This window comes from Lysinibacillus sp. NPDC094403 (assembly GCF_050278745.1).
In the GTDB taxonomy this organism is placed as follows: domain Bacteria; phylum Bacillota; class Bacilli; order Bacillales_A; family Planococcaceae; genus Lysinibacillus.
This window is the reverse complement of the sequence record NZ_JBNNTL010000002.1, coordinates 101,429-122,962: the sequence shown is the minus strand read 5'-3', so window position 1 is coordinate 122,962 and position 21,534 is coordinate 101,429. Positions and strand designations below refer to the sequence as shown.

The 21,534-nt window shown below is 35.7% G+C and carries 26 protein-coding genes and 1 pseudogene; 8 read left to right on the top strand and 19 right to left on the bottom strand.

Annotated features, from left to right (window positions below; genetic code table 11):
• Positions 1-178 precede the first annotated feature (178 nt).
• From ACQKMV_RS04830 to ACQKMV_RS04800, 7 genes are all read right to left on the bottom strand, one after another.
• Positions 179-817 (bottom strand): peptidoglycan recognition protein family protein, encoded by a 639-nt coding sequence (locus ACQKMV_RS04830; RefSeq protein WP_427502627.1) that lies wholly within the window; start codon positions 815-817, stop codon positions 179-181.
• 8 nt (positions 818-825) lie between these two features.
• On the bottom strand, positions 826-2,031 hold the full coding sequence (locus ACQKMV_RS04825) for an EAL-associated domain-containing protein (protein ID WP_427502625.1): 1,206 nt from the start codon (positions 2,029-2,031) through the stop codon (positions 826-828).
• Positions 2,032-2,701: 670 nt separating this feature from the next.
• Positions 2,702-3,805, bottom strand: a complete 1,104-nt coding sequence (locus tag ACQKMV_RS04820; protein ID WP_427502624.1) for a hypothetical protein — start codon at positions 3,803-3,805, stop codon at positions 2,702-2,704.
• Between the two features lie 14 nt (positions 3,806-3,819).
• Positions 3,820-5,136: an SPFH domain-containing protein gene (locus ACQKMV_RS04815; protein ID WP_427502623.1), complete on the bottom strand. Its 1,317-nt coding sequence runs from the start codon at positions 5,134-5,136 to the stop codon at positions 3,820-3,822.
• A 339-nt stretch (positions 5,137-5,475) separates the two neighbouring features.
• A complete protein-coding gene (locus tag ACQKMV_RS04810) occupies positions 5,476-5,850 on the bottom strand; it encodes a DUF423 domain-containing protein (RefSeq protein WP_427502622.1) in 375 nt (124 codons plus the stop codon).
• Positions 5,851-5,861: 11 nt separating this feature from the next.
• Complete coding sequence (locus ACQKMV_RS04805) at positions 5,862-6,287, bottom strand: acyl-CoA thioesterase (protein ID WP_427502620.1); 426 nt, start codon at positions 6,285-6,287, stop codon at positions 5,862-5,864.
• A 325-nt stretch (positions 6,288-6,612) separates the two neighbouring features.
• The gene (locus ACQKMV_RS04800) at positions 6,613-6,771 is read right to left on the bottom strand and encodes a hypothetical protein (RefSeq protein WP_427424889.1); all 159 of its coding nucleotides are present in this window, start codon (positions 6,769-6,771) and stop codon (positions 6,613-6,615) included.
• 441 nt (positions 6,772-7,212) lie between these two features.
• Here ACQKMV_RS04800 and ACQKMV_RS04795 point away from each other — a divergent pair, with 441 nt between their 5' ends.
• Positions 7,213-7,338 carry a hypothetical protein gene (locus ACQKMV_RS04795; protein WP_427424890.1) on the top strand — a complete coding sequence of 42 codons (126 nt, stop codon included), beginning with the start codon at positions 7,213-7,215 and terminating at the stop codon, positions 7,336-7,338.
• A gap of 396 nt (positions 7,339-7,734) precedes the next feature.
• On the top strand, positions 7,735-7,926 hold the full coding sequence (locus ACQKMV_RS04790; protein WP_427502619.1) for an RNA polymerase subunit sigma: 192 nt from the start codon (positions 7,735-7,737) through the stop codon (positions 7,924-7,926).
• Between the two features lie 337 nt (positions 7,927-8,263).
• Here ACQKMV_RS04790 and ACQKMV_RS04785 read toward each other — a convergent pair whose 3' ends face one another.
• The 3 genes from ACQKMV_RS04785 to ACQKMV_RS04775 form a co-directional block, all read right to left on the bottom strand.
• A complete protein-coding gene (locus ACQKMV_RS04785) occupies positions 8,264-8,779 on the bottom strand; it encodes an SRPBCC family protein (protein ID WP_427502618.1) in 516 nt (171 codons plus the stop codon).
• 29 nt (positions 8,780-8,808) lie between these two features.
• A complete protein-coding gene (locus ACQKMV_RS04780; RefSeq protein ID WP_427502617.1) occupies positions 8,809-9,153 on the bottom strand; it encodes an ArsR/SmtB family transcription factor in 345 nt (114 codons plus the stop codon).
• A 221-nt stretch (positions 9,154-9,374) separates the two neighbouring features.
• Entirely contained in the window at positions 9,375-9,626 is a 252-nt protein-coding gene (locus tag ACQKMV_RS04775; protein WP_427502616.1) for a hypothetical protein, read from the bottom strand.
• Between the two features lie 291 nt (positions 9,627-9,917).
• Between ACQKMV_RS04775 and ACQKMV_RS04770 the strand changes: the two genes are divergently transcribed.
• Positions 9,918-10,562: a GDSL-type esterase/lipase family protein gene (locus tag ACQKMV_RS04770; protein WP_427502615.1), complete on the top strand. Its 645-nt coding sequence runs from the start codon at positions 9,918-9,920 to the stop codon at positions 10,560-10,562.
• Positions 10,563-11,009: 447 nt separating this feature from the next.
• Here the strand turns inward: ACQKMV_RS04770 and ACQKMV_RS04765 are convergent.
• The 3 genes and pseudogenes from ACQKMV_RS04765 to ACQKMV_RS04755 form a co-directional block, all read right to left on the bottom strand.
• Positions 11,010-11,135 (bottom strand): annotated as a pseudogene (locus ACQKMV_RS04765) (phosphoenolpyruvate hydrolase family protein); the annotation flags it as partial.
• A gap of 9 nt (positions 11,136-11,144) precedes the next feature.
• Positions 11,145-11,714, bottom strand: coding sequence for a histidine phosphatase family protein (locus ACQKMV_RS04760; protein WP_427502614.1), 570 nt, complete (start codon positions 11,712-11,714; stop codon positions 11,145-11,147).
• Positions 11,715-11,766: 52 nt separating this feature from the next.
• Positions 11,767-12,252, bottom strand: a complete 486-nt coding sequence (locus ACQKMV_RS04755) for an Lrp/AsnC family transcriptional regulator (RefSeq protein WP_427502612.1) — start codon at positions 12,250-12,252, stop codon at positions 11,767-11,769.
• Between the two features lie 234 nt (positions 12,253-12,486).
• Between ACQKMV_RS04755 and ACQKMV_RS04750 the strand changes: the two genes are divergently transcribed.
• A complete protein-coding gene (locus tag ACQKMV_RS04750; protein ID WP_427503091.1) occupies positions 12,487-13,365 on the top strand; it encodes a DMT family transporter in 879 nt (292 codons plus the stop codon).
• Positions 13,366-13,432: 67 nt separating this feature from the next.
• Here the strand turns inward: ACQKMV_RS04750 and ACQKMV_RS04745 are convergent, their stop codons facing one another.
• Entirely contained in the window at positions 13,433-13,606 is a 174-nt protein-coding gene (locus ACQKMV_RS04745) for a hypothetical protein (RefSeq protein ID WP_427502611.1), read from the bottom strand.
• A gap of 235 nt (positions 13,607-13,841) precedes the next feature.
• Between ACQKMV_RS04745 and speG the strand changes: the two genes are divergently transcribed.
• Positions 13,842-14,357, top strand: coding sequence for a spermidine N1-acetyltransferase (gene speG / locus ACQKMV_RS04740; protein WP_053484049.1), 516 nt, complete (start codon positions 13,842-13,844; stop codon positions 14,355-14,357).
• A 134-nt stretch (positions 14,358-14,491) separates the two neighbouring features.
• Here speG and ACQKMV_RS04735 read toward each other — a convergent pair whose 3' ends face one another.
• Positions 14,492-14,710, bottom strand: coding sequence for a hypothetical protein (locus ACQKMV_RS04735; RefSeq protein ID WP_427502610.1), 219 nt, complete (start codon positions 14,708-14,710; stop codon positions 14,492-14,494).
• Positions 14,711-15,250: 540 nt separating this feature from the next.
• Here ACQKMV_RS04735 and ACQKMV_RS04730 point away from each other — a divergent pair.
• On the top strand, positions 15,251-15,712 hold the full coding sequence (locus tag ACQKMV_RS04730) for a putative iron-sulfur cluster-binding metallochaperone (protein ID WP_427502608.1): 462 nt from the start codon (positions 15,251-15,253) through the stop codon (positions 15,710-15,712).
• Here ACQKMV_RS04730 and ACQKMV_RS04725 read toward each other — a convergent pair.
• From ACQKMV_RS04725 to ACQKMV_RS04715, 3 genes are all read right to left on the bottom strand, one after another.
• On the bottom strand, positions 15,709-16,101 hold the full coding sequence (locus ACQKMV_RS04725) for a helix-turn-helix transcriptional regulator (protein ID WP_427502606.1): 393 nt from the start codon (positions 16,099-16,101) through the stop codon (positions 15,709-15,711). The two genes, ACQKMV_RS04730 and ACQKMV_RS04725, sit on opposite strands and share 4 nt — an antisense overlap.
• A gap of 150 nt (positions 16,102-16,251) precedes the next feature.
• Complete coding sequence (locus ACQKMV_RS04720; RefSeq protein ID WP_427502605.1) at positions 16,252-16,728, bottom strand: metalloprotease family protein; 477 nt, start codon at positions 16,726-16,728, stop codon at positions 16,252-16,254.
• 190 nt (positions 16,729-16,918) lie between these two features.
• Entirely contained in the window at positions 16,919-18,328 is a 1,410-nt protein-coding gene (locus tag ACQKMV_RS04715; protein ID WP_427502603.1) for a PLP-dependent aminotransferase family protein, read from the bottom strand.
• Between the two features lie 135 nt (positions 18,329-18,463).
• Here ACQKMV_RS04715 and ACQKMV_RS04710 point away from each other — a divergent pair, with 135 nt between their 5' ends.
• Positions 18,464-19,375, top strand: a complete 912-nt coding sequence (locus ACQKMV_RS04710; protein WP_427502602.1) for a DMT family transporter — start codon at positions 18,464-18,466, stop codon at positions 19,373-19,375.
• A 193-nt stretch (positions 19,376-19,568) separates the two neighbouring features.
• Here the strand turns inward: ACQKMV_RS04710 and ACQKMV_RS04705 are convergent, their stop codons facing one another.
• On the bottom strand, positions 19,569-20,312 hold the full coding sequence (locus ACQKMV_RS04705; protein ID WP_427502601.1) for an amidohydrolase family protein: 744 nt from the start codon (positions 20,310-20,312) through the stop codon (positions 19,569-19,571).
• A gap of 278 nt (positions 20,313-20,590) precedes the next feature.
• Between ACQKMV_RS04705 and ACQKMV_RS04700 the strand changes: the two genes are divergently transcribed.
• On the top strand, positions 20,591-21,463 hold the full coding sequence (locus ACQKMV_RS04700) for an RCC1 domain-containing protein (RefSeq protein WP_427502600.1): 873 nt from the start codon (positions 20,591-20,593) through the stop codon (positions 21,461-21,463).
• Positions 21,464-21,534 lie beyond the last annotated feature (71 nt).

Sequence of the window (21,534 nt, the reverse complement as noted above, 5' to 3'; positions counted from 1 at the left end):
TATGTGAAATTTTAATCATGAATTAAAAAATGACCAAGACAGCAATTTAAGCTATCTTGGTCTTTAATATCATATAGCTACAACATTAACAACTTGTGCAAGTTTAGCTATTTTAATTTTATTTGCTCCTGCTTTTGCTGCATCCATACCTATAAATGTTCCAGTTTAAACACGCCATTTAGTTCCATCTGATTCGATTGTATGCCACCCAACCGAAACGATGTTTTAATACATCTACGGTATTTTCAGCAGCTTGTCTTGTAGCATAAGTACCGGTTAAGACACGATATTTATTATTGTCGATAATAGGTTTTTGTTGCTGTGCATTATCACTCGCATTTTTAACCATAGTAATAAATTGTGAACAACTTACCTTTCCATCACGCATATTTCTAGAGCAATTTTTACCGCTAAAGTGGTTGTGCTGAACAACGTTTTGAATAGGAATGTTTTCATCTTTCATGATTTTAGCAACTAGCTCTGCAGTGTTCTGCATTGCTTTTTGATAGTTACCATCACTATTAACGCAAACCTCCACTTGTATGCCTTGATTATTACCTGTCGTACTTCCTGCGGCCCAACATCTCCATGCATGTTCAAAAGATTGTTCCGCCTCTTTGTCGTCCACAGTATAATGCCACGATGCGTTGCGACTATTGCCATTGTATTGTAAACGTGCGTGCGCGTCTGCATCGGCTCCTGATCGCGTATTATCTGTTTCATAAAACTCAAGTGATTCTCTTTTTTTACTCAAATTTGGGGTACAAAGTGGGGTACAAGTTATTCTTGTACCCATTAAACATTGATATATATTCATTTATCGAACTATCTAAATATATTGTGCTCATAAAGGTAATCATACGAAAGATCGACGAACAAATATTCATGCTCGTTAATAGCAATCGAAAACGTTCTTGTAACTTCCCCTGTCTCGATATCTCGATAAAGCTCTGAGATTTCTCCGCTTTGATCATTGCGCATCTTAATGATTGTTTGCAGGAAATATGGACGCCAGCTCCAGTTTTTATTGATGGCTCTTGGCTGCAATTCCCACTGGCCCTCTATACGCATTACGTTTGGAGATAGTTGGAAACCATCTTCATTACAAATATATACTCGGAACGAATAACTGTCCAACAGTTGGGCTAGTTGCTCTAAATGTGTGATGTTGTCACTAGAAGGTTTAACACGATGGACAATCGCTTCTAGCTCCTCCCTCAACTTTTTCAACTCAAAATATTGCACCTCTAGAATTTTCTTTTCAGAGGTAATAAACTGCTGGCACTCCTCCTTAAAACGCTCCTTTAAAATATCCTTCTCTACGAATGTCATTGCAGGATTTGCCAAGTATCGGCCTTGATAAAAGCGGCCTCCATTCTTCCAGGCAAACTGCAATTGATAAACCGTTTCGATTCCTTCAAATAAGAGATTTGCGCCAATTTTATATGCGAGACTTCCTATTGCTGATATCATATCCGACTGTGCAGACCAAGAATCATAATTTAAGTCTCGAATATTAACCTTTAAAATTTGAGGTGATAATAGAGCAATGTGCTCTAAATGACTCTCTGATCCCACTTCCTGAACAGCAATTTTGACACCAAAAGTCGTAAAGTAACGTACTGCATGGTGTAACTTTTGAATGTCACCTAAAAAACGATGCTCAGAAACAACTAATACAATACGATGTAAATCCTCTTCACTTAGATATTGTTGAATAATATTAAAATGACTTTCACCGAAATCCTGCATCAGTAAGTTTGGATTACTCGGAATATAAATATCAATATCCTGTCCAATATCTTCTATTTTTGCTAATGCAGCGTGAAGAATTTTATGTTCCATGTCAATACGATATTCTTCGGGAATATCTTCGTTATTCACAAAATCTTTTAAATTAATTTGTTGACCCTCAATTTGTAACTGTCCGGAAATTTCGTAGGCAATCACCGTATGCGCATCAGCGCTAAATATCGGTTGAAAATACCCATGTATTTGATCTAAATTTGTTAACACTTCAATTGCATCCATTGTCGAAACCTCCATACACGATGTTATTCAAGAATAACATTACACTCACAGCTCATTACATGAAAAAAAAGCTCTAACTGTATAATAATTTGTTTAAAGTAAATTGGCAACTTCACATAGCGTTATTTTATGGGAAAAATCTGTCCTGAAATTTAACAAAATTCCACTTAACTGTTTTTATTCATAAAACAAATTAGCCTCTAATAATCTTTTTCCAGGCTTACTGCTCTACTCTTCTTACAATAAAGAATGCTTGAAGTACCCGTACTATGATAAAAAGCAATATCATTCTTTCTGATAATACACTAGTACATTATACACATGCTTATGTTTACCCATATTTTTCTGATAATTTATCACTAATAATGACTTTTCTTAAAATAGGTTGCTTAAGGACACATATTTTTATCTGTGTCACTCTAAAACATGGATTCCCTGAATTTTTCATGTATAGCTGTGTAAAAAACTTAAAAAACTCCGTTAGAAATTCTTTTTCACTATAACTTATGCAACAATCCAAAGTGAAGCCGTGATAACTAGAGGTTTTCATCCTATTTCTTTAAATTATTCAGCCGTTCGCCCATTTTTTATGCTACGCACTCCCCACAAATTTAATAAAAAAGCAGTATTCCAAAGTATGGATTATACCCTACAGGAATACTGCTCATGACTATTCTGACATAAAGAAATACCAAATAATCGCAATTGTAATTAATGATAAAATTACAGCAATTGTTACACGAAGCGGAGAAATTGGGGCATCTCCACCTACTCGACCTGTTTGTCCGTTTACCATAAATCGATAAATTTTCTCTTTGTAGCGGAATGAAGAAAGCCAAATTGGTAGCATTAGATATTTGTATGTAATATCATCATGAGTTGTAGAAAATTGTAAATTAGATACTACATCTGCATTATGTTCCCAACGTATTTTTGAAGTAATTTCTGCTCTCAGATGATCTGAAATTTCTCTCTTCGCTTGACTCCATCCGTCCTGTAAACCAATACTGTACCGTTCTGATAAAAAACCAGCTACATATTCTGGTTTATAGGCTTTATTATTGAGTAAATTAAAGGGTTCTATTTTTCGCATCATATTTCGATCATAACGAGCTGTCGCACTGATTAAATGATCATCAATAAATTCCTGATAAAAACCACTTGTGGAATACCAATCCGTTTCAGTTCGGGTATTTCCATCTTTATCAGTAACTGTACGATGTCTACCGTAGCTTGCTGAATACCTTGAGCTTGTTTTAGTGTCAAAAGTCCAATATGGAAGATAGACTCCTTTAAATGAATCAGGCTTTGCACTATCCTTTGCTGCTCTCGGTGTAAACCATTTCCCCTTAATCCAACTTTGGAAGTTCTCGCCAGCTTGCTTATCTGTTATTTCAAATGCACATACGCCATTCGGTGCTAGTGTATTTTCAGCGCTTGCTTCCATAACCTGATTAGAACCACAGTAAGGGCAACTATCGGCTACCTGTAACGCATCATAAATCGTTTCAGCCGCACAGGATTTACAAATAACTGTTTTTTTCTCAACACCCCAATTGAAATTCCCACGTTCTTCAGCCCTTGCAAAATCCATTTCCTGGGCAATTTTTTCCTCTTGCTTTTCTGGGGCTGCAATTTCAGACTCATAGCCACAATAAGGACATGCTAGCTTTCCAGTTGCTGGGTTAAATTCAATGGATGCACTACATGATGGACACTCAGCGTCAAAATCAAGCTTTACTTGTTTGACATTTTCAGCATCTTGCGTTGTCATCACTAGTCATCTCCTTACTTAACATCATTTTCATCAAATACATCGCCACACTCTGGACAGAATTTTGGCGGGTTCGCAGAATCTTCTGGCTCCCAACCACATTTATCGCAAACGTATTGTAATGCTTCTGAAGGTTTTTTAGCACCACACTCGCTACAGAATTTGCCTTTGTTGACAGTACCACATGTACAAGTCCATCCCTCTTCTGCAGGTTTTTGTGATCCACAATTTGAGCAGAATTTACCAGTGTTTTCGTTGCCACATGCACATTTCCACGTACCTGATGTCGTCGCTGTTTGTCCTTGCTGGGCTGCCTGTTTATTTTGCTCATTCATTTGGTATAGCTGTCCTGCGTTTACACCGCCTGCTTGTGTCGCCATGTTCATGCCCATAAATCCTGCCATAGCTCCACCATCATTGTTTGCCGCTGCAATCATTGCTTCCGCCTGAGCACCTGTTAAATGAGCCGCAGCCATACCTGGATCACGCATTACTGCATTTCGTTGTAGTTGTTTAATCATTGCTTCATCTTCTTCAGATGCTTTTAAAGAACTAATACCAAAGGATACAACTGCTAAACCACGAGTTGCTAGCCATTTCTCTGATAACACTTTATTAAGAGCATCTGCTAGAGCAACTGTATGTGCAGGAATCTCACTATAGCGTACTCCGCTTGCTGAAATATGTGCGAAAGCCGGCTGTAACGCAGTCATCAACTCCGTTTTTAATTGGCTATCGATTGCATCTCTTGTAAATTCGCGCTCAACGTTTCCACAAACATTTGTATAAAATAATAATGGATCGACAATTTTATATGAATATTCGCCATGACAACGAATAGCAATATCAATATCCAGACCAATATTACGGTCGATAACACGGAATGGCACCGGTGCTGGTGTCCCATATTTATTGCTAACAATTTCTTTTTTATTAAAATAGTACACACGCTGATCCTTTGCAGGTTCCCCTCCAAATGTGAAACGTTTACCGATCTGCTTGAATGTTTCCATAATACCTTCGGACAAATCATTGCCATACATAATCGAAGGCTCTGTTGATGTATCATAAACATACTCCCCAGACTCCGCAGAGAACTCCACTACTTTTCCTTGCTCGACAATCATCATACATTGACCTTCATTTATAGCAATAATAGAACCATTACTAATAATATTGTCATTGCCTTTATTTGAACCTCGTTTAGAAGTACGTTTAAAACCCTTTGCTACAAGAACATCCGCTGAGAGTGACTCACAATAGAAATATTCACGCCATTGATCTTCTAGAACTCCTGCTAATGCACCAATTCCTGCTTTTAATAAACCCATATTTATTCCCACCTTCAACTTATATACTTAAACTTATTTTACCATATCAATTATGCCTCAGCATATGCCGCTGTCGCGCACATAAACATTACGTCCGGATTCGGCTTTGTGCTTTCTATAAGTACTCCTTTCCAAATCCGTGACATCCGCTGAAATAAGCTAAAAATAATTTAATCATTATGTAGTACGCTTGAAAAGGACAATTTGTTTCATATTTTTTAAACTTCTTACAAAAAAAGAGGTAGCTCCATATGAATAAATCATCGGAACTTACCTCGCTCGTTTTGTAAGAGCTATAGTACATGCTTTTGTCGCTTTTTTAGTGGATCTTAGCGTTTCTTAAGAAAATGCGGAAATAGCCACTAGCACCCAGGCAACGATAAATAACATACCGCCAATAGGGGTAATCGCTCCAAGCTTTTTCACACCAGTAACAGCTAATACATATAAACTACCGGAGAAAAACACAATACCTGCCAACATTAAATATCCTGCCCAAAAAAGCATACTAGATGTTCCTAAAAGGGCATCACTCGATAAAATACCAAGCCCCAGTAAACCTAATGCATGATACATATGATATTGCACCGCAGTTTCCCAAATGGCTGCATATTGTGGTGACGCAAATTTATCTTTTAGTGCATGTGCTCCAAAAGCACCTAGCACGACACCAAGGCAAGCCATAATTGCACCTATCGCCAATAAAAGTTCCATTTATGTTTCTCCTATTTCGTCTCACATGCGATTTCTTTGTATTTTGCATCCCATGCCGGATCAATTTTACTTAGGGATACCGGACGTAACGTATCTTTGTGCGCTAGAATATGTACGGACTGAGCAGTCGCTGCAATCGTGCCATCTTCATGTATAATTTCATAGCCATATGTTGTGCGTAAACGATCATGCTTTTCCACCCATGTACGAACCGTTGCCACTTGGCCATAATGCATAGCGGCCTTATAAGAAATAGATAAATCCATCACTGGTGATACATAACCATCTCTTTCTAATGCTGCATACTCAAAGCCTGCATCATTTACTAACTGAGAGCGACCTATTTCCATCCAAATGATATAGTTTGCATGATACACTACGCCCATTTGGTCAGTCTCAGCGTATCGAATTTCAATTTGTTTTTCACTTACAAACATTTTCTTCACCTCGTCCTACATTATAGCGTAAAAATATTGATTTGGCGGGGTTTTTGTTCTAGAGGAATTGGAACGTTGAAAAATAGTGGGATGCTTTCCTTGATATTTAAAATAAAAATGGATTTCCCGAATTAGTAACTTAATTCCATATAAACTCATATAATCATTTTTAAGTGGGGTACTTTCTGGGGTACCACATAATTATTAGTTAAATAAACATGCAACGAGCAGGTGCAATACTTTATATTCGAACAAAAGGTCACTCATTATTTAAATGAATGACTTTCAAATATCGCTACCTCTCCTTTATTGTGAATATGTAGTGTTACTGTCTCTTTTCTACAAATAACAAAATTAGTGTTGCCAATGGACCTAATACAAGTGAAAGTAAAAACCAATTTAACCCGGTTCTATTCTTCCCTTGTGCAAGTGCAGCATTTATCAACGCTAATGTACCCCAACCTACGAAAAATTGGTTATCCATCATCTGCCCCCCCTATCTCATTTAACCATCCTACACGGTAGTTTACATTTCTTCACAAATTTGATCATAACACATTCAAATAACATGCTTCATTATCCCGCACATTCCGAACTATTCTTTTTTATTTTCTCTTTATTTGTTGGTACCTGACTATTTTTTATAAAATTTACCCATTCATTTTCCATCTTACTAATATTTTTCCTATATACTTCCTCTATTTTTCGCTACATTCTTTTGGTTATATACCTTTTCAAACTTTACTATTCCATAAGTGTCAATTAAATATTTAATAAATGAAGCTGAATGAATATAGCTCATCCTCATAAGGGTGGCGCCTGTTTGGATACCTAATCTCGTTAACTACCCCCACTCGGCTTTTTCTTTGTTATACTTTAGTTAATATACTTAATAATTAGTTAAAACATATTAGGAGGTATTTCAATGAGTTTATTCGCAGCTACCACCCTTGCCACAGGAGCTTTAGTCATCGCTCTTCTTAATGACATGAAAATTAAGAAATTAGAAAAACGCATCAAAGAACTTGAAAGAAATAATTTTCAACCATAACTTGATCATAGTACGATATTATAATCGCTCTATTTTCTTTTAATCAACATAATGTGGCAGTTATCAAGATAATAATCCCGTTAATTCTTCGATTGGAAAATTAACAAATTCACTGTCACCGTTTTCGTACTCAATGTAAAAGGGCATAAACCAATTCGAGCTGTAGCGTGTGTCGACGCCGCGGCTTTTTTTAATGTATAGGAAACCTTAATTTGTACAGATTAATATTAAGTGTATCGCACGCACTTATTAGGTTGTGGCGCTGGTTGACCGTCACGGCCTCCCCTTTTGTTAATTAGGGTCATTCCATCCAGTGACCTTTTAATAGTTATTTTGTGATTCTACAGACACAATCTTTATTTTAATTTACTTATATTACATATAGAGGTGCTTTAATTGACTACATTCGGAAAATGCTTGTATATCGCTTTCTTTGTAACACTGTTTTTATTTACAACAGTTTGGGATTATTTTAAAAATGGTAATTCTGCATTGCTTGAAAATTTTTTCTTTTCCTTCTGGGTAGCAAGTTTTTTATTCACGGCATTGCTACTTAGAAAGAAAAAAGATGCAACGGAAAAAAGCTAAAAACCAGAAATACACCTTTCCCTCTTGCGTTACGCTGGCTAGTTTACTCGTGATCATGCCAGTGAGTAAATATTTACTGAACCGTCCTACCCTCCTAGTTTACTTCATATTTTTCAATTACAAACTATCGTACATGTTATAGATTTGTTCCTTTTGCAACGTGGCAAAATTAATCTCCAACCAACAATCAAACATGCAAAATGCGATGCCTTTATTCAAGCATCGCATTCGTAAATTGGCTAAAAATTAATTTGTTACTATTACTACATAGTGTCATTGATATTTAAATTTGATGATTCTAAACTTTTCTAACCACTAAAATCAGCGGTTGATAACTCTACTTCTGCGACTGCACATGCTCACTCAAACGATCCCAAGTTTCTGTGATGCCCTGTAGCATGCCCATATCCATAACAGTCTTAAGTGCCTCTGAAGAAATATACTCTGCACGATTGATCAGCTTAGTCTTTCCACCCAAATCGACGAATTCCAATGTAATCTCAGTCGTCGGCATGGAGTCATCCGAATTACCTTCAGCATCCGAAAAGTAATCGGTATAGCTGATCTTCTCTGGCTCGATAATCTCCTTATAAACCCCTTTTCCCCACGCTTCCATACCAAAAAATTCACCTAGGTTTTGATCGACGCACTTCATACAGTAGTGCCAAACGCCTCCCGGACGAAAATCAACAGTGCAGACAGGAATTTCCCATCCCTTTGGCCCCCACCAGTGTTTCAGATGCTCTGGCTCTTTAAACATTTTGAATAATAAATCACGGGGTGCATCAAAAACGCGCTCCAATATTAGTACACGATCGTTTTCTACTCTTGAAACCATTGAATTGTTTGACATTGTAATTCCTCCATGATCATGAAATGATTTTATATTTCTTCTTTTTTCTGCAATACCTTCAAATACGCATCTAGATTATCGAATCTTTCTTCCATTACACACTGGAAGGACTGTATCCAAGAATCCAGCGCTTGAAATGGCTCAGGCCGGAGCTTGTAGATTCGACGGTTCGCTTCTGCCTGCACTTCCACAATCCCGTTGTCGCTAAGTACCTTTAGATGCTTTGAAGTTTGGGGTTGCCTCAATCCAAGCTGATCGGCAATTTCCCCTACGGTTAGAGGACCCTGGCGTAGTAGTTCGACGATATTCATACGATTTGTTTCAGACAAAGCGTTCAACGTCGTTATGTCTACACCTGGAATTTTCCCTGACATGTCGCTCACCTCGTGATCACAGTATATCTAAACAGGAATATTCCCGTCAAGGAATATTCAAAAATAACCTTTCAACTACTTCAGCATTCGGATTAATAAAAATTGTTATGCTAAATGTACTTTTCAATTGCTTTCATACTATCCCCATAAAGGAGCCTGTGTAGTACTTCAATTTTTCAATTTGACCTGTGCAAATTTGTGAAGTAAAGGGTTAGGTTAGTTTATTTTCTTTTATTTTTTCCAATTTTCTCATTATCACGTTTGAAATTACCGGTAATTTTAGCTAACAATAACTGTAATGCTGTTATATTATCTTCAACTTCTTTGATTCTTGTGATAAGACGCTCAGCCTCCTTATCCTTTATAATTTTAATCTGTTTATTTTCGTAATATATTACTACCGTCCCTTTTTTCGTTATTTGATAATCAAACGGTTCTTCATTTAATCTGTTTCGTTTGTCTATTTTGCTCACTACTCCATCTCCCTAATTCTTTTAGTTTCAAACATTATATTCAAAAAAAATGTTGGCTCACTTGTTTTCTTTAATTTATTCTCAATATGTATCCTGTGTTATAAATAATGATTTCTCTTTTACATGCAAACCGTTATTACTAAATTCTGTAGTTTCTGTAAACGCCGTGACTTTTTTATAATTTTTTTTGATTCTATATGCGACAATTGCATTCTTTGTCTAGGTATCGTTTCCCCATTCATCTTTTACTGAATATTATTAGAAGATATAACTAATTAATTGAGGTGAAATATGGATTTCAATCATTTACGTTATCTTGCGCTAGGTGATTCCCTTACTGTGGGTATCGGTGTGCTGTTTTTGGATCCTGGGTTTGTTGAATATTACAGAAGTCTAAGCCAGCAAATTTTAAAAAAGCATATTTCTTATCAAAAATATGCAAGGTCTGGAGCAACGACAGAGGATGTTTTAGCTATGCTGGACACCCCGATTGTTATGGAAGCTGTAAATTGTGCAAATATCATCACGATAACAGCCGGAGGGGATGATTTAATTAACGCTGCTAAAGGATACTTAATAAATAAAAACGAAAAGAGTATATCTCAAGCTATTAAACAATCAGGGAATAACATCTCAAAAATATTAAAAAAAATTCACCAGCTAGACAAACAAGATAAATATATTTTACGGTTACAAAATTTATACAATCCATTTATCGATATTCCAATAGCAGATGAGGCAATTAGAGCGTTTAATTCATTGATTAACAGTTTTGGTCAGGAATTGAATGTAAAAGTAGCTGATATCTATAGTGTATTTAAGGGGAATGAAAAATTTTTATTATCACCAGGAGGAATTCATCCAAATAGTAGAGGATATTACCAAATGGCATTAGCTCTTAGTAGGCTCGGATATTCCCCGTTTAGAGGTGATTAACATATGAACTATATTGATGAAAACTATGACCTATGTATTTCCGAAAGTTTATGATTGGGTCGTTAGAGAAGTGAATGTTCCAGTCCAAAAATTTCTTGGAACTGCTGGACTTGATAGACTCAACTTTACTTGTGGTGCAAAATATGAACAACTTCGGTTTGGTAAACTTGCCCCACATTGATTCTTAACTGATGTGGAAGGCTAGTAGATAATTTCACGGAATGTAATGTCAAAATAGCGACGTCACGATAGATATGGATGGAGTGATATGTGAACCACCAGTTTATAACTGGTGGTTTACTCTGGGGTACTGACAACTTTCTATTTTGGTATCACCGTTTAACGTTCATTTATTCTTTCTTAACCCCGCATAGAAAGAGGTTCTATAAAATACAAAAAAGTCACTCATGTTTGCTTATGAGTGACTCTAGCAATCGTTATAGAAAATCACTTTAAAAGCTTCTGTTGCTCCTTTATTCCTCTTTCTGCAGCAAATCTTTCAATACTAGATGCTCCAAAGAATCCAACTATTCCAACTACTTTTTCAATAATATAAGCAGCATCTTCTGGTTCTACGTGAGCTTAAACCTCCCATAATCTTTTTACATCGACCAATTCTTGCCCATCGAATTCCATTCTGTATATGTCTGGCTTTGTTGTATGTAATAAAAAGTTCAAATCGTATCTACTATCATAAAACCCCATCATTAAAGTCATTATAGCCCCATGTGTGCCAATTACTACTTTCTGTCCCTGATAGGTGTTTAATAATTCTTTTAAAACTTTTATAGCACGTTGCTGGCAATCAGCATTCGACTCTCCTCCCTCTAAAGCATAGCTTGGGTCAGAAAATGACTTTTCTAATAAAGGGAATAATTCCTTGTCAGAAATTCGCTTATCTCCAGCAATAAATATTTGCTCTTTAAGATCTTCAAATACAATTACCTCTTTTTCTATTTGATGAGCTATTTTCTGAACAGTAAGGATTGAACGACTATAAGGGCTTGAAATAACAGCATCAATGCCCTCTTTTTGTAGGATGTCAGTTATTCGTCGAGAGTCTGATTTTCCTTTTTCAGTTAATTCTCGCGTTCTCTCATTGCCTTCTTTTGGTGAATCTCCGTGTCGTACCATATAGATAAATGTTTTCATAATACCTCCTACTTTCTGTGCTAGATTTTTTCCATATTGCTCGGAAGAACTTCTACTGTTCATCTTCTGCTATCGGTAAGACTGTTGAATATTTAACTTCTCTTAAAGATAAGTTCGTTTGAATGCGGGATATGCCCAGCCTATTTAATTTTCTAATAAAGCTATCTAATTCTTTTCGATCTCTAATAATAACCTTTAAAAGATAATCATACTCTCCTGTTAAACAATGACATTCTAATATCTCGGTCATTGTTTTTAAGGCATTCTCCAAAGCTTCTAATTCCTTAGCTTGATGAATATTTGTACTCATGAAAACGTAGCACAGTAAATCGAATCCTAGTTTCTCATGATTTAAAATGGCAACTTGTTTGTCAATAAATCCTTCGCTTTCTAAACGTTTTATCCTTGTATGGGTTGCAGGTGGGGACAAATTCACCCGTCTCGCTATCTCTGCATTACTAATTTGAACTTCTCTCTGCAAAATATCTAGTATTTGAGTATCCACACTATCTAACAATTTTCTTTCGACATCTCTCATGCTATTTTCTCTCCTTTTTTTATTCGAAAATCCCGCTATTTCTGACGGGCATTATCAATTTTATTCCGTAAAACTCCGTTAAATTTACTATTATTTTGATTTTTATTCATTATACAAAATATTATACTGCCAAAAAAGCAAAAATGTTATGATTCTTTCATCTAATATATACTCTATTTAACATACGAGAATAAAAGGAGAGATCGTGATTTGCCGAATGTCTATGTTTTATTAATGCTTTTAACTAGTTTACTTTGGGGAGGCAATTTTGTAGTTGCCAAATCTCTTGTTAATCATGCCTCTCCGTTAACATTAACGAGCTTAAGATGGCTCATTGCCGTCGCTGTACTTTTTCCAATAGTATGGTGGAAAGAAAAAAGATTGCTTCCCTCACGAGATGCCCTTCTTCCTTTATTGATAATGGGCATTACAGGTGTGGTATTGTTCAATATCTTTCAATTTTTAGCATTGGAAAGAACTACATCGACGAATGTTGGCCTCATTTCAACATTAAATACAATTTCAATTGCCTTTTTTTCGTTTATTTTTCTAAAAGAGAAGATTAATATACTTCAAGCACTTTCAATGCTAGTTTCGTTGTTAGGTGTACTTCTCGTACTTTCAAAAGGGAACATCAACCTATTATTTTCTTTTCATTTTAATTTGGGGGATTTATGGATGCTTGCAGCTGTATGTGTATGGGGTATTTATTCTGTCTGTAATAAATGGGCAATGAAAACTACCTCGCCACTAATGGCTAATTTGTATTCAGGAATATTTGGACTTCTTGTACTATTGCCGTTTAACCTTAAGGATTTTACTATTTCTAATGTTAATCATTCTTTTATACTATCCCTTTTATATACAGGCTTTATCTCTACTGTCGTTTGTATGGTACTTTGGAGCATTGGTATTCAAAAGTTAGGGGCTACGACATCCGGTGTTTTCCTTAATTTCAATCCTATTTTCACGGCACTTTTAGCGTTTTTATTTTTAGGAGAAAGCATTTCTTGGACGCAAGGGATTGGGGGATTGATTGTTATTATTGGATGTTTTTTATTTTCGTATTTTAAAACAAAAACAACTTATTTAAATGCGTCCCTTTCAAATTAAGAGTAAAACATTGAAAGAAGCTGTATAGAAAAAAGTGTCAACGCAATTAGTTGACACTCTACCGAAATTAAAGAGAATTATATTTTTTCACTTCTAAAGGAATAGATATTAAAAATAAGTCTATAGCATAAGTGCTAATCGTAATCCCTTTACCTTCTTCAGCAAATTTTGCTTGAAGAAACTGTTCTGAAACTTTTCTTTTCCCCCATTTTTTTGGTAACCATTCAAATCCTGAGAACATAAATATTAATCTACCTTCTTTTTACTAAATTGTATTGGAAACTCAAAGGTTTGAAGATACGAAGCAATACATTTTCCGGAATGCCTTCCCCGCTGTATTTTACCATATACCTCTGAAAAGTATTTTTTCGTTGGTTCCTTGACTATATAGTTACTATACAGCTTATAGTTTATAACTGGAATAATTGTTTGTATGTAAAACATACACTTTTATTAATTTAGGAGGAACATCGATTATGTCAGAAAGTATCAAGTTAAGACCGTTAGAAAGAGAAGATTTAAAATATGTTCATAAATTAAATAATGATTCTAGAATCATGTCATATTGGTTTGAAGAACCATATGAATCTTTTGTAGAACTACAAGATTTATTTGAAAAGCATATCCATAAACAAAGTGAAAGACGTTTTATAGTTGAAAAAGAAAAGGAAATTCTTGGACTAGTGGAATTAGTTGAAATTGACCTGATCCATCGCAATGCAGAATTTCAAATTATTATTGATCCTAATTCCCAAGGAAGAGGATATGCCTACTCTGCTACTATTTTGGCAATGAAATACGCTTTTCATATTTTAAATTTACACAAACTATATTTAATTGTTGATAAACAAAACGAAAAAGCCATTTACATTTATAAAAAAGCTGGATTTCATATTGAGGGAGAACTTAAAGAAGAATTTTTTACTGAAGGTAAATATCGTGACGCCCTTCGCATGTGTATATTCCAATATGAGTTTAATAACCAAATATAGCTATACTTGCCCTTCTATGTATTATAATGCTTTTATGAAAAGTCATAGAAGGGCATAATCAATTGTTAGCTGTAGCATATTACTTTACTACGGCTTTTTTCTTTCAGTCAAATTTCCTCAGAAAATTTATAACCTCATTCAAACAAGGAGATGATTGCAACAATCCACGCTGCTATCACAAGTAATAAAAACCACCAACCTATAAACTTTAGGAACATTTTTAAAAATGGTTTCTTTTTGAATTCATCTGAAAAGGAACTCATCTGTATAGCACCCTCAGGATGCTTCAACAGCATATAAGAAATACTGCCGAAAATTAATGTAATCAATATTGCTACTATAAACAATTCCAATAGTCCCACCTTCACGTTTAATTCATTATCCCTCTGACAAGAACCTCGAAGTGTTTGTTCATTGTCATTTACACTCGTAAAATTCCCAAACAAATACTCTTTTGGCTATCAGCTTGTATATTTTACTATTTTCTACTCTATAAATCTCCCCTTTTTTCGTTGAATAATTATTCTTCCATACAAATCTTCAGTCCACATTGTTAGCAATGTAGCCTTATGTATGCTTTTGGATTCTATTAGTGAGTCTCGACATTTTTAGTAATTCATCTACTGTTAACCAATCATGACCACGCACATATGCCCTAACAGCGTCTATTGTAAAAGAATTTTATTGAAGTTCAACTTATTTAATTAACTCGTCATTTTTTCATGCGTGTTCACGATCTTGTTGATATTGATAACTGATTAGTTGAATCAAATAATTATAATTTCCTGTACCTTAGCATAATCGTTTATACTTTATATAAGATGAATTATGAATCCTAACCAAAATATTGAAACTTTCAGGGACTAAAAATAATAAGTAAAGGTGGGAAAATGATGGGAAACTGTTGTGATAGTAGCAATAAAAAAATTATAAATGAAAACACTATTGTTTGTCCTTCTTGCAAAAATAAAGCTAAAAATGTACAACTAATCACGATTAAATCAATGATGAAACCATCTGTCTTAGGATCTATAAATGCTATGGAAAATCACTATTTTTGTTCTACTAAAGATTGTCATGTCGTTTATTTTGATACGAGTAATAAAGAGTACCTTCTATCTGATATAAAGGTAGATGTACATCAAAAGGATGACTCATTAAGTACACCGATTTGCTATTGTTTTGATTGGACTAAAGAAAAAATTAAGCAATATGTTGAAAATGAAATCACACCTAATCCATTAGAACATATTCGAGCAAATATAAAAGAAAACCGTTGTGGCTGTGAGGTAAACAATCCTCAAGGTAGTTGTTGTTTAGGGAATGTGACGAAATATATTAAAGGTCTAGCCTAACGAAAAAAATAGCCCATCATCATAACGTATAGTTGATTTCCGTTCCAACTGGGCGCTTTGTTGCTGACGCTTCGCTTTCGCACAGATAAAACATTTGTAGCTGTCGCTTTGCTTTCGCTACAGAAAACATTTGCCGCTGACGCTTCGCTTTCGCGCAGAGCAGAGCTTCCTTGAGGCGTCCGATGAGCAATATTATTTTCTGTATGAATATTATTCAGTGCGTCTAAACCAATTAGTATTGTTTGTAATTCATCAATGGAGAAAAACTTTTTATCAATTTTATAATTGGCTAAAATTCCTAATCCTCCACCTTGACCGGGATAACTTACTATCGGAATTCCAGCTAAATTCAGTGATTCAATATCGCGATAAATCGTTCGTTTTGACACTTCAAGCTTTTCGGCTATTTCTTGTGCTGTGAGTTTCTGATGATTAACTAATAAATTTAATACTAAACATTCGGGCTGATTTCATTTCCTCTTCCTCTTTCATTTGTTTCTATAACGGTATTATTTCTTTTAAGATGACTTTCGTTATCTTTACCCTTTTTGTTCAGTCTGAGCTTTTTTCCAATAAGTGTTTGCTCCATTACTTGTTAAAGTTGCATTTTTCGGTACCTGTTTCATTATTAGAAGAAGATTTAGTAAATCAACTGACGATCCCATTGAGTTTAGTATAATCAGGAACTTTAATGTCGTCGTTAAGAGTCCAAATACACTTAAAATTAGTGGGAAAATTATTGAAAGTATAATAATCGTAATGAACAAATATCTTGATTTTGAAATCTCTTCTTCCGTAATGACAAAACCCCCAAATAGAGTAAGTCCCACAGAAGTTTTTTCTGATTTAATAAAATTAGGAATGAACATCAAATGAAGCAATTCGTGAAGTATTAATAGTAAAACTATCCCCCAAATAATACCAAAATTAATTGTTATGGATAGCGCACCAGATGTAAATCCAAAATCGCTCAAAGAAATACCGGAATAAATATTTATTACTCCAATAGAGATCATTAAAGCGACCATCATTAAAGGGATCGATAAAATATAACACTTATTAAATTCTTAGGTTCTTTCATCGGAACCCAGCCATTTCTAACTAAATCTAAATGTAGATTGGGGTCACTTTTCGGCAATTTCTTTAATATTTTCATTTGCCCCCTCCATTCAAGAAATTTTATAACCATCCTGCTCCATAATAATTCTATTGATTTTTAATAATTTCACTTAATTGGAATATGCCTTCTTTTATTTCATCGAGTGAAGCATACCCATAAGAGATTCGTATAAACTGTCCTGATTTTTCAGCATAAATACTACCAGGATTAAGAAGGATATTGCAGGATAATGCTTTCTCAAATAGCCTATTTACTTTAAATTCAGGCTTAATTTTGACCCAAATGAACAATCCACCTTTTGGGATGTCCCATGTAGCGTATGGGCTTAAAAATTTGTCCATTGCATCTAAAGCAACTTTTCTTCGAATCCGAAGTTGTTCTCTTACCTTATCAAGGTGACCATCATATAAATTACTAGATAACCACTCTGCTGCAACGAGCTGGGAAAGCGTACTAGATCCATAATCAGATTGCATTTTCAAATCTGCTAATCGATTAATGACTGACTCCGAACCAACTACCCAACCAATTCGTAATCCTGGACTCAGGGTTTTTGATAAACTTCCAACATACAATACATTTCCGTAATGATCCATTGCTTTCAGTGGTTTAGGTGGTGGATTGTCAATCCATAAATCACGGTACACATCATCTTCTATAACTGGCAGTTGCTCTCTTTCACAATATGCCATTAATTTTTTTCGTCTGTCTTCTTGCATTAAGGCACCTGTTGGATTGTGGAAGGTTGGAATCGTATAAATAATATTCTTTCCTTTTTCCTTTATCGGGTAAATTGAATCTATTACTATCCCCTCATTGTCCATCGCTAATCCTTGCAACTCCATCCCCGCAGACTCAAAAACAGTCAACGAGTAAAGATAGGACGGCATTTCTAACAATACCGTTGAACCTCTTTTTAGGAGTCCAATTGAAATTAAATGTAGAGCTTGGAGCGCACCAGAAACTATAAGAATCGACGACGGAGATGCTTCGACTCCTCTTACATTTAAATAATCACTAATTGCTTGGCGTAATTTTATATTTCCTTTTGGTTCTTCATATCCAAAAGAGGTCAATTGATTTGATACCTTTTGAACAATGAATTTCATCTCTTCTAACGGAAACATCTCAGGCGATAATTCTCCCTTACTCAGTTGAATAAGATTCGTATTCGATTCCGCTTCGTTAATCTCCTGTACCATAGAAACGCTAGGTTTATGAATTCCTAAAGTGATATTTTCATTCCAGTTAGTCGAAGATTTTGCCCCCATCAAAGTCCAAGTATTATTGGTGACCACTGTTGCCTTCCCTGCTTTACCTTCAATTAGTCCTTCTGCCATTAGTTCCTCTAATGCAGTTATAACTGTACTACGATTAACTTCAAACTGTTTTGCCAGATTACGTTGACTTGGTATGCTACTTCCTATTGCCCACTCTCCCTTAGCAATTTTTTCTTTTATAAAATCAATAATCAATTGATATTTTGGCTTTTTCATATGTACTCTCCTATGTATACCCCATTCAAACTGGTTGGTTTTTTTTATTTTAACCTGTTGAAGAAATTTCACCAAAGTCCTATTAACATTAAAAACATCCATTTATTGTTTGATAAAGAAAAACGAGGTGTATTCATGTTAAAAACATTAGATTTCAAAATTATATCTGCTCATTTCATAACAATTATTTTGTGGGCATCAGCTTTTCCAGGAATACGAGTTGCATTGACGGCATATTCCCCTGAACACATATCACTTTTACGATTATTAATCGGCTCATTCGTATTAATAATTATAGCAGTTATCACAAAAATCCCTTTACCTGCATTGAAAGATTTACCAATTATATTATTACTTGGCTTTTTAGGTTTCTCCGTGTATCAAATAGCATTAAATTATGGAGAGAAAACGATTAGTGCCGGCGTTGCAAGTTTACTTGTTTCTACAACACCGATATTCACCGCACTGATAGCTGTAATCTTTTATCGTGAGAAGCTTGGATTATGGGGATGGGTAGGCTCCCTGGTTGGTTTTTGTGGTGTAGCATTTATTTCCGTAGGAGGTTCAACTACAAGCTTTTCATTTAATACCGGGATTATTATTGTTTTAGTAGCATCTCTTTCAGAAAGTATATACTTTGTTTTTCAACATCATTATCTTAAGAAATATGGGCCAATCCCCTTTACAATGTACGCAATCTGGTCTGGCACTATTTTCATGTTGATATTTTCACCCGGACTAGGTGAAGCAATAATGGATGCCCCGATAAATGCAACATTAGTCATTGTGTATCTTGGCATTTTCCCAACAATCATTCCTTATTTTACGCTAGCCTTTGTTACTTCACGAACGGGAGCAGCTGAAGCAACAAGTACACTTTACTTAACCTCTGTTTTTGCATTTCTTATCGCATGGATCTGGCTTGCTGAGGTTCCGCATTTTTCTGCCGTAACAGGTGGCTTTATTACTTTAATAGGTGTATTTATTGCAAATATAAAGAAAGAAAATGTTATTAGAGAAAATAACAATGCTCAAAGTTTAAACTAACTATTGACCATTACAAACTGTTGACAACGAGTATTAATGTAGTTAACGCTCTATACCTGTTGTCTGTTTTTCAATCTTATTAAATAATCTCACAGAACAAAATAAAAGCCCTTCACATTTGATTGTGAAAGGCAATTAACGATTTATTTCTAAAATTTCATTAGGAATGAAGAAAAACAGTATTTTTAGCAACTCACTTGAAATAAAAATTCATCGCGTTTTGATATAAAATTTTCTCAGCTGACTTGGAATCAAATAATTCTTGAATTAGTTCAATATCTGCATAAGCAAAAGGTCTTTTCGCTCTTGTAGACGGCAAATCTGTGCCGAACATTAATGCCTCTGGATTGACAGCATGAATAGATTTCAAAGCATGTTCAACATCGAGCTCCACACGACCAAAACCTGTCGCCTTTACTCGTACACCTTTTTCTACGAGATGCAACAAATGAGGTAAGCCTTCCTCGGATAACCCTAAATGATCAATAGATATCGCCGGTAATTTTTCAATCGTTGAGGCAATTTCAGGCAAATCTTTTGCATCTATATATAGTTCACTATGCCAGCCAGCTAAATCATAAACACGTCTCGCAAAGTAATCGAGCTTAGATAAATCTTCGGAGCCACCACGCTTCACATTGAATCGAAGTGCCTGTACACCTTTTTTATGTAAATCCATAATCTCATCATCTGTCATCGAAAATGGTAGCTGCGTAACACCACAAAATGCAGAACCCATTTTCTCTAAAGCATTGACCAAATAATCTTGGTCAAAACCTTGGAAAGAACCTGAAACAATTGCACCACCTACAATCTTGTATGTTGCTGTTTCATTTTGGTAATCTTCAACAACATAGCTAGGTGGTACATATCCTTGATTTTCAGAAATAGGAAAATCAAAATCAATAATGTGAAAGTGTGCATCAAAAATTCTCATCTTTCCGCCTCCTTTCTTTTACGTTATCAAATACAGAACATAAAGGGAATATATGATTTATTATGTAAACCCATAATTTTTTCTTATCAAATAGAATGTCACTTTTGGAATGAGTTTTGGTACAAATAATAAACCTTTAAAAATTTGAAGTCTTATAAGCTATAATAAAAGAAAGGAAGGGCACTGTTTTATTGTTCAGCAATCGGGCCATTTTGTAGAACAAGTTTTTTCGTGAGCATGCCAAAATAATTGAACGCAACGGCGCTTTGGAAAGGAATGTGAAAGAATTGAAAAGATTAGTTCCAAAGGATACCATAGCGGCAGGGCATCGTCATACGGTTGGGCTTAAATCTGACGGAACGGTGATGGCTGTGGGTGATAATAAATTTGGCCAATGTGATGTAAGCGGTTGGCGCGATATTGTGGCGATTGCGGCTGGTAATGTTCATATGGCGACGAACACCGGTAATGCTCATACTATCGGTCTTAAATCCGATGGTACTGTGGTGGCTGTGGGTTGGAATAAGCATGAACAATGTGAAGTAGATGACTGGCATGATATTAAAGCCGTTGCGGCGGGGTGGCGTCGTACCATTGGGCTTAAATCGGATGGTTCGGTGGTAGCGGTGGGCCGAAATAATGAAGGTGCATGCAATGTAACCGGCTGGCATAATATTGTAGCGATTGCAGCAGGTGACTGGCATACCATCGGACTTAAATCGGATGGCACGGTTACGGCTGTGGGTATAAATAGGTATCACCAATGTCATGTTAGCGATTGGCGCGGTATAGTGGCGGTTGCGGCGGGTTACCTACATACCGTAGGGCTCAAATCGGATGGCACAGTTACGGCTGTGGGTATGAATAAGCACGGTCAATGCGATGTATGTGACTGGAGTGATATGGTGGCGATATCGGTAGGAAGTTATCATACCATCGGACTTAAATCTGACGGTACTGTGGCGGCTGTGGGTATGAATAAGCACGGTCAATGCGATGTATGCGACTGGTACGATATTGTGGCAGTTGCGGCAGGGTGTGCTCATACTCTTGGGCTTAAATCTGACGGCACGGTGGTTGCAGTGGGTGGCAATGAATATGGCCAATGCGATGTAAGCGATTGGCGTGGCATCCAACTGCTTGGTAATTAATTTTCAATGATTTGAACCGTGTCCAAAGTGGTTGAATTAAAAAAGCATAGATTATACAGCAAACAGCAGCT

What these genes read in the sequence shown, in the direction of transcription:
- ACQKMV_RS04830 (WP_427502627.1), bottom strand. Translation starts at nt 817, where the DNA reads ATGAATATATATCAATGTTTAATGGGTACAAGAATAACTTGTACCCCA.
- ACQKMV_RS04825 (WP_427502625.1), bottom strand. Translation starts at nt 2,031, where the DNA reads ATGGATGCAATTGAAGTGTTAACAAATTTAGATCAAATACATGGGTAT.
- ACQKMV_RS04820 (WP_427502624.1), bottom strand. Translation starts at nt 3,805, where the DNA reads ATGACAACGCAAGATGCTGAAAATGTCAAACAAGTAAAGCTTGATTTT.
- ACQKMV_RS04815 (WP_427502623.1), bottom strand. Translation starts at nt 5,136, where the DNA reads ATGGGTTTATTAAAAGCAGGAATTGGTGCATTAGCAGGAGTTCTAGAA.
- ACQKMV_RS04810 (WP_427502622.1), bottom strand. Translation starts at nt 5,850, where the DNA reads ATGGAACTTTTATTGGCGATAGGTGCAATTATGGCTTGCCTTGGTGTC.
- ACQKMV_RS04805 (WP_427502620.1), bottom strand. Translation starts at nt 6,287, where the DNA reads ATGTTTGTAAGTGAAAAACAAATTGAAATTCGATACGCTGAGACTGAC.
- ACQKMV_RS04800 (WP_427424889.1), bottom strand. Translation starts at nt 6,771, where the DNA reads ATGGATAACCAATTTTTCGTAGGTTGGGGTACATTAGCGTTGATAAAT.
- ACQKMV_RS04795 (WP_427424890.1), top strand. Translation starts at nt 7,213, where the DNA reads ATGAGTTTATTCGCAGCTACCACCCTTGCCACAGGAGCTTTAGTCATC.
- ACQKMV_RS04785 (WP_427502618.1), bottom strand. Translation starts at nt 8,779, where the DNA reads ATGTCAAACAATTCAATGGTTTCAAGAGTAGAAAACGATCGTGTACTA.
- ACQKMV_RS04780 (WP_427502617.1), bottom strand. Translation starts at nt 9,153, where the DNA reads ATGTCAGGGAAAATTCCAGGTGTAGACATAACGACGTTGAACGCTTTG.
- ACQKMV_RS04770 (WP_427502615.1), top strand. Translation starts at nt 9,918, where the DNA reads ATGGATTTCAATCATTTACGTTATCTTGCGCTAGGTGATTCCCTTACT.
- ACQKMV_RS04760 (WP_427502614.1), bottom strand. Translation starts at nt 11,714, where the DNA reads ATGAAAACATTTATCTATATGGTACGACACGGAGATTCACCAAAAGAA.
- ACQKMV_RS04755 (WP_427502612.1), bottom strand. Translation starts at nt 12,252, where the DNA reads ATGAGAGATGTCGAAAGAAAATTGTTAGATAGTGTGGATACTCAAATA.
- ACQKMV_RS04750 (WP_427503091.1), top strand. Translation starts at nt 12,487, where the DNA reads ATGCTTTTAACTAGTTTACTTTGGGGAGGCAATTTTGTAGTTGCCAAA.
- ACQKMV_RS04745 (WP_427502611.1), bottom strand. Translation starts at nt 13,606, where the DNA reads ATGTTCTCAGGATTTGAATGGTTACCAAAAAAATGGGGGAAAAGAAAA.
- speG (WP_053484049.1), top strand. Translation starts at nt 13,842, where the DNA reads ATGTCAGAAAGTATCAAGTTAAGACCGTTAGAAAGAGAAGATTTAAAA.
- ACQKMV_RS04730 (WP_427502608.1), top strand. Translation starts at nt 15,251, where the DNA reads ATGGGAAACTGTTGTGATAGTAGCAATAAAAAAATTATAAATGAAAAC.
- ACQKMV_RS04720 (WP_427502605.1), bottom strand. Translation starts at nt 16,728, where the DNA reads ATGATCTCTATTGGAGTAATAAATATTTATTCCGGTATTTCTTTGAGC.
- ACQKMV_RS04715 (WP_427502603.1), bottom strand. Translation starts at nt 18,328, where the DNA reads ATGAAAAAGCCAAAATATCAATTGATTATTGATTTTATAAAAGAAAAA.
- ACQKMV_RS04710 (WP_427502602.1), top strand. Translation starts at nt 18,464, where the DNA reads ATGTTAAAAACATTAGATTTCAAAATTATATCTGCTCATTTCATAACA.
- ACQKMV_RS04705 (WP_427502601.1), bottom strand. Translation starts at nt 20,312, where the DNA reads ATGAGAATTTTTGATGCACACTTTCACATTATTGATTTTGATTTTCCT.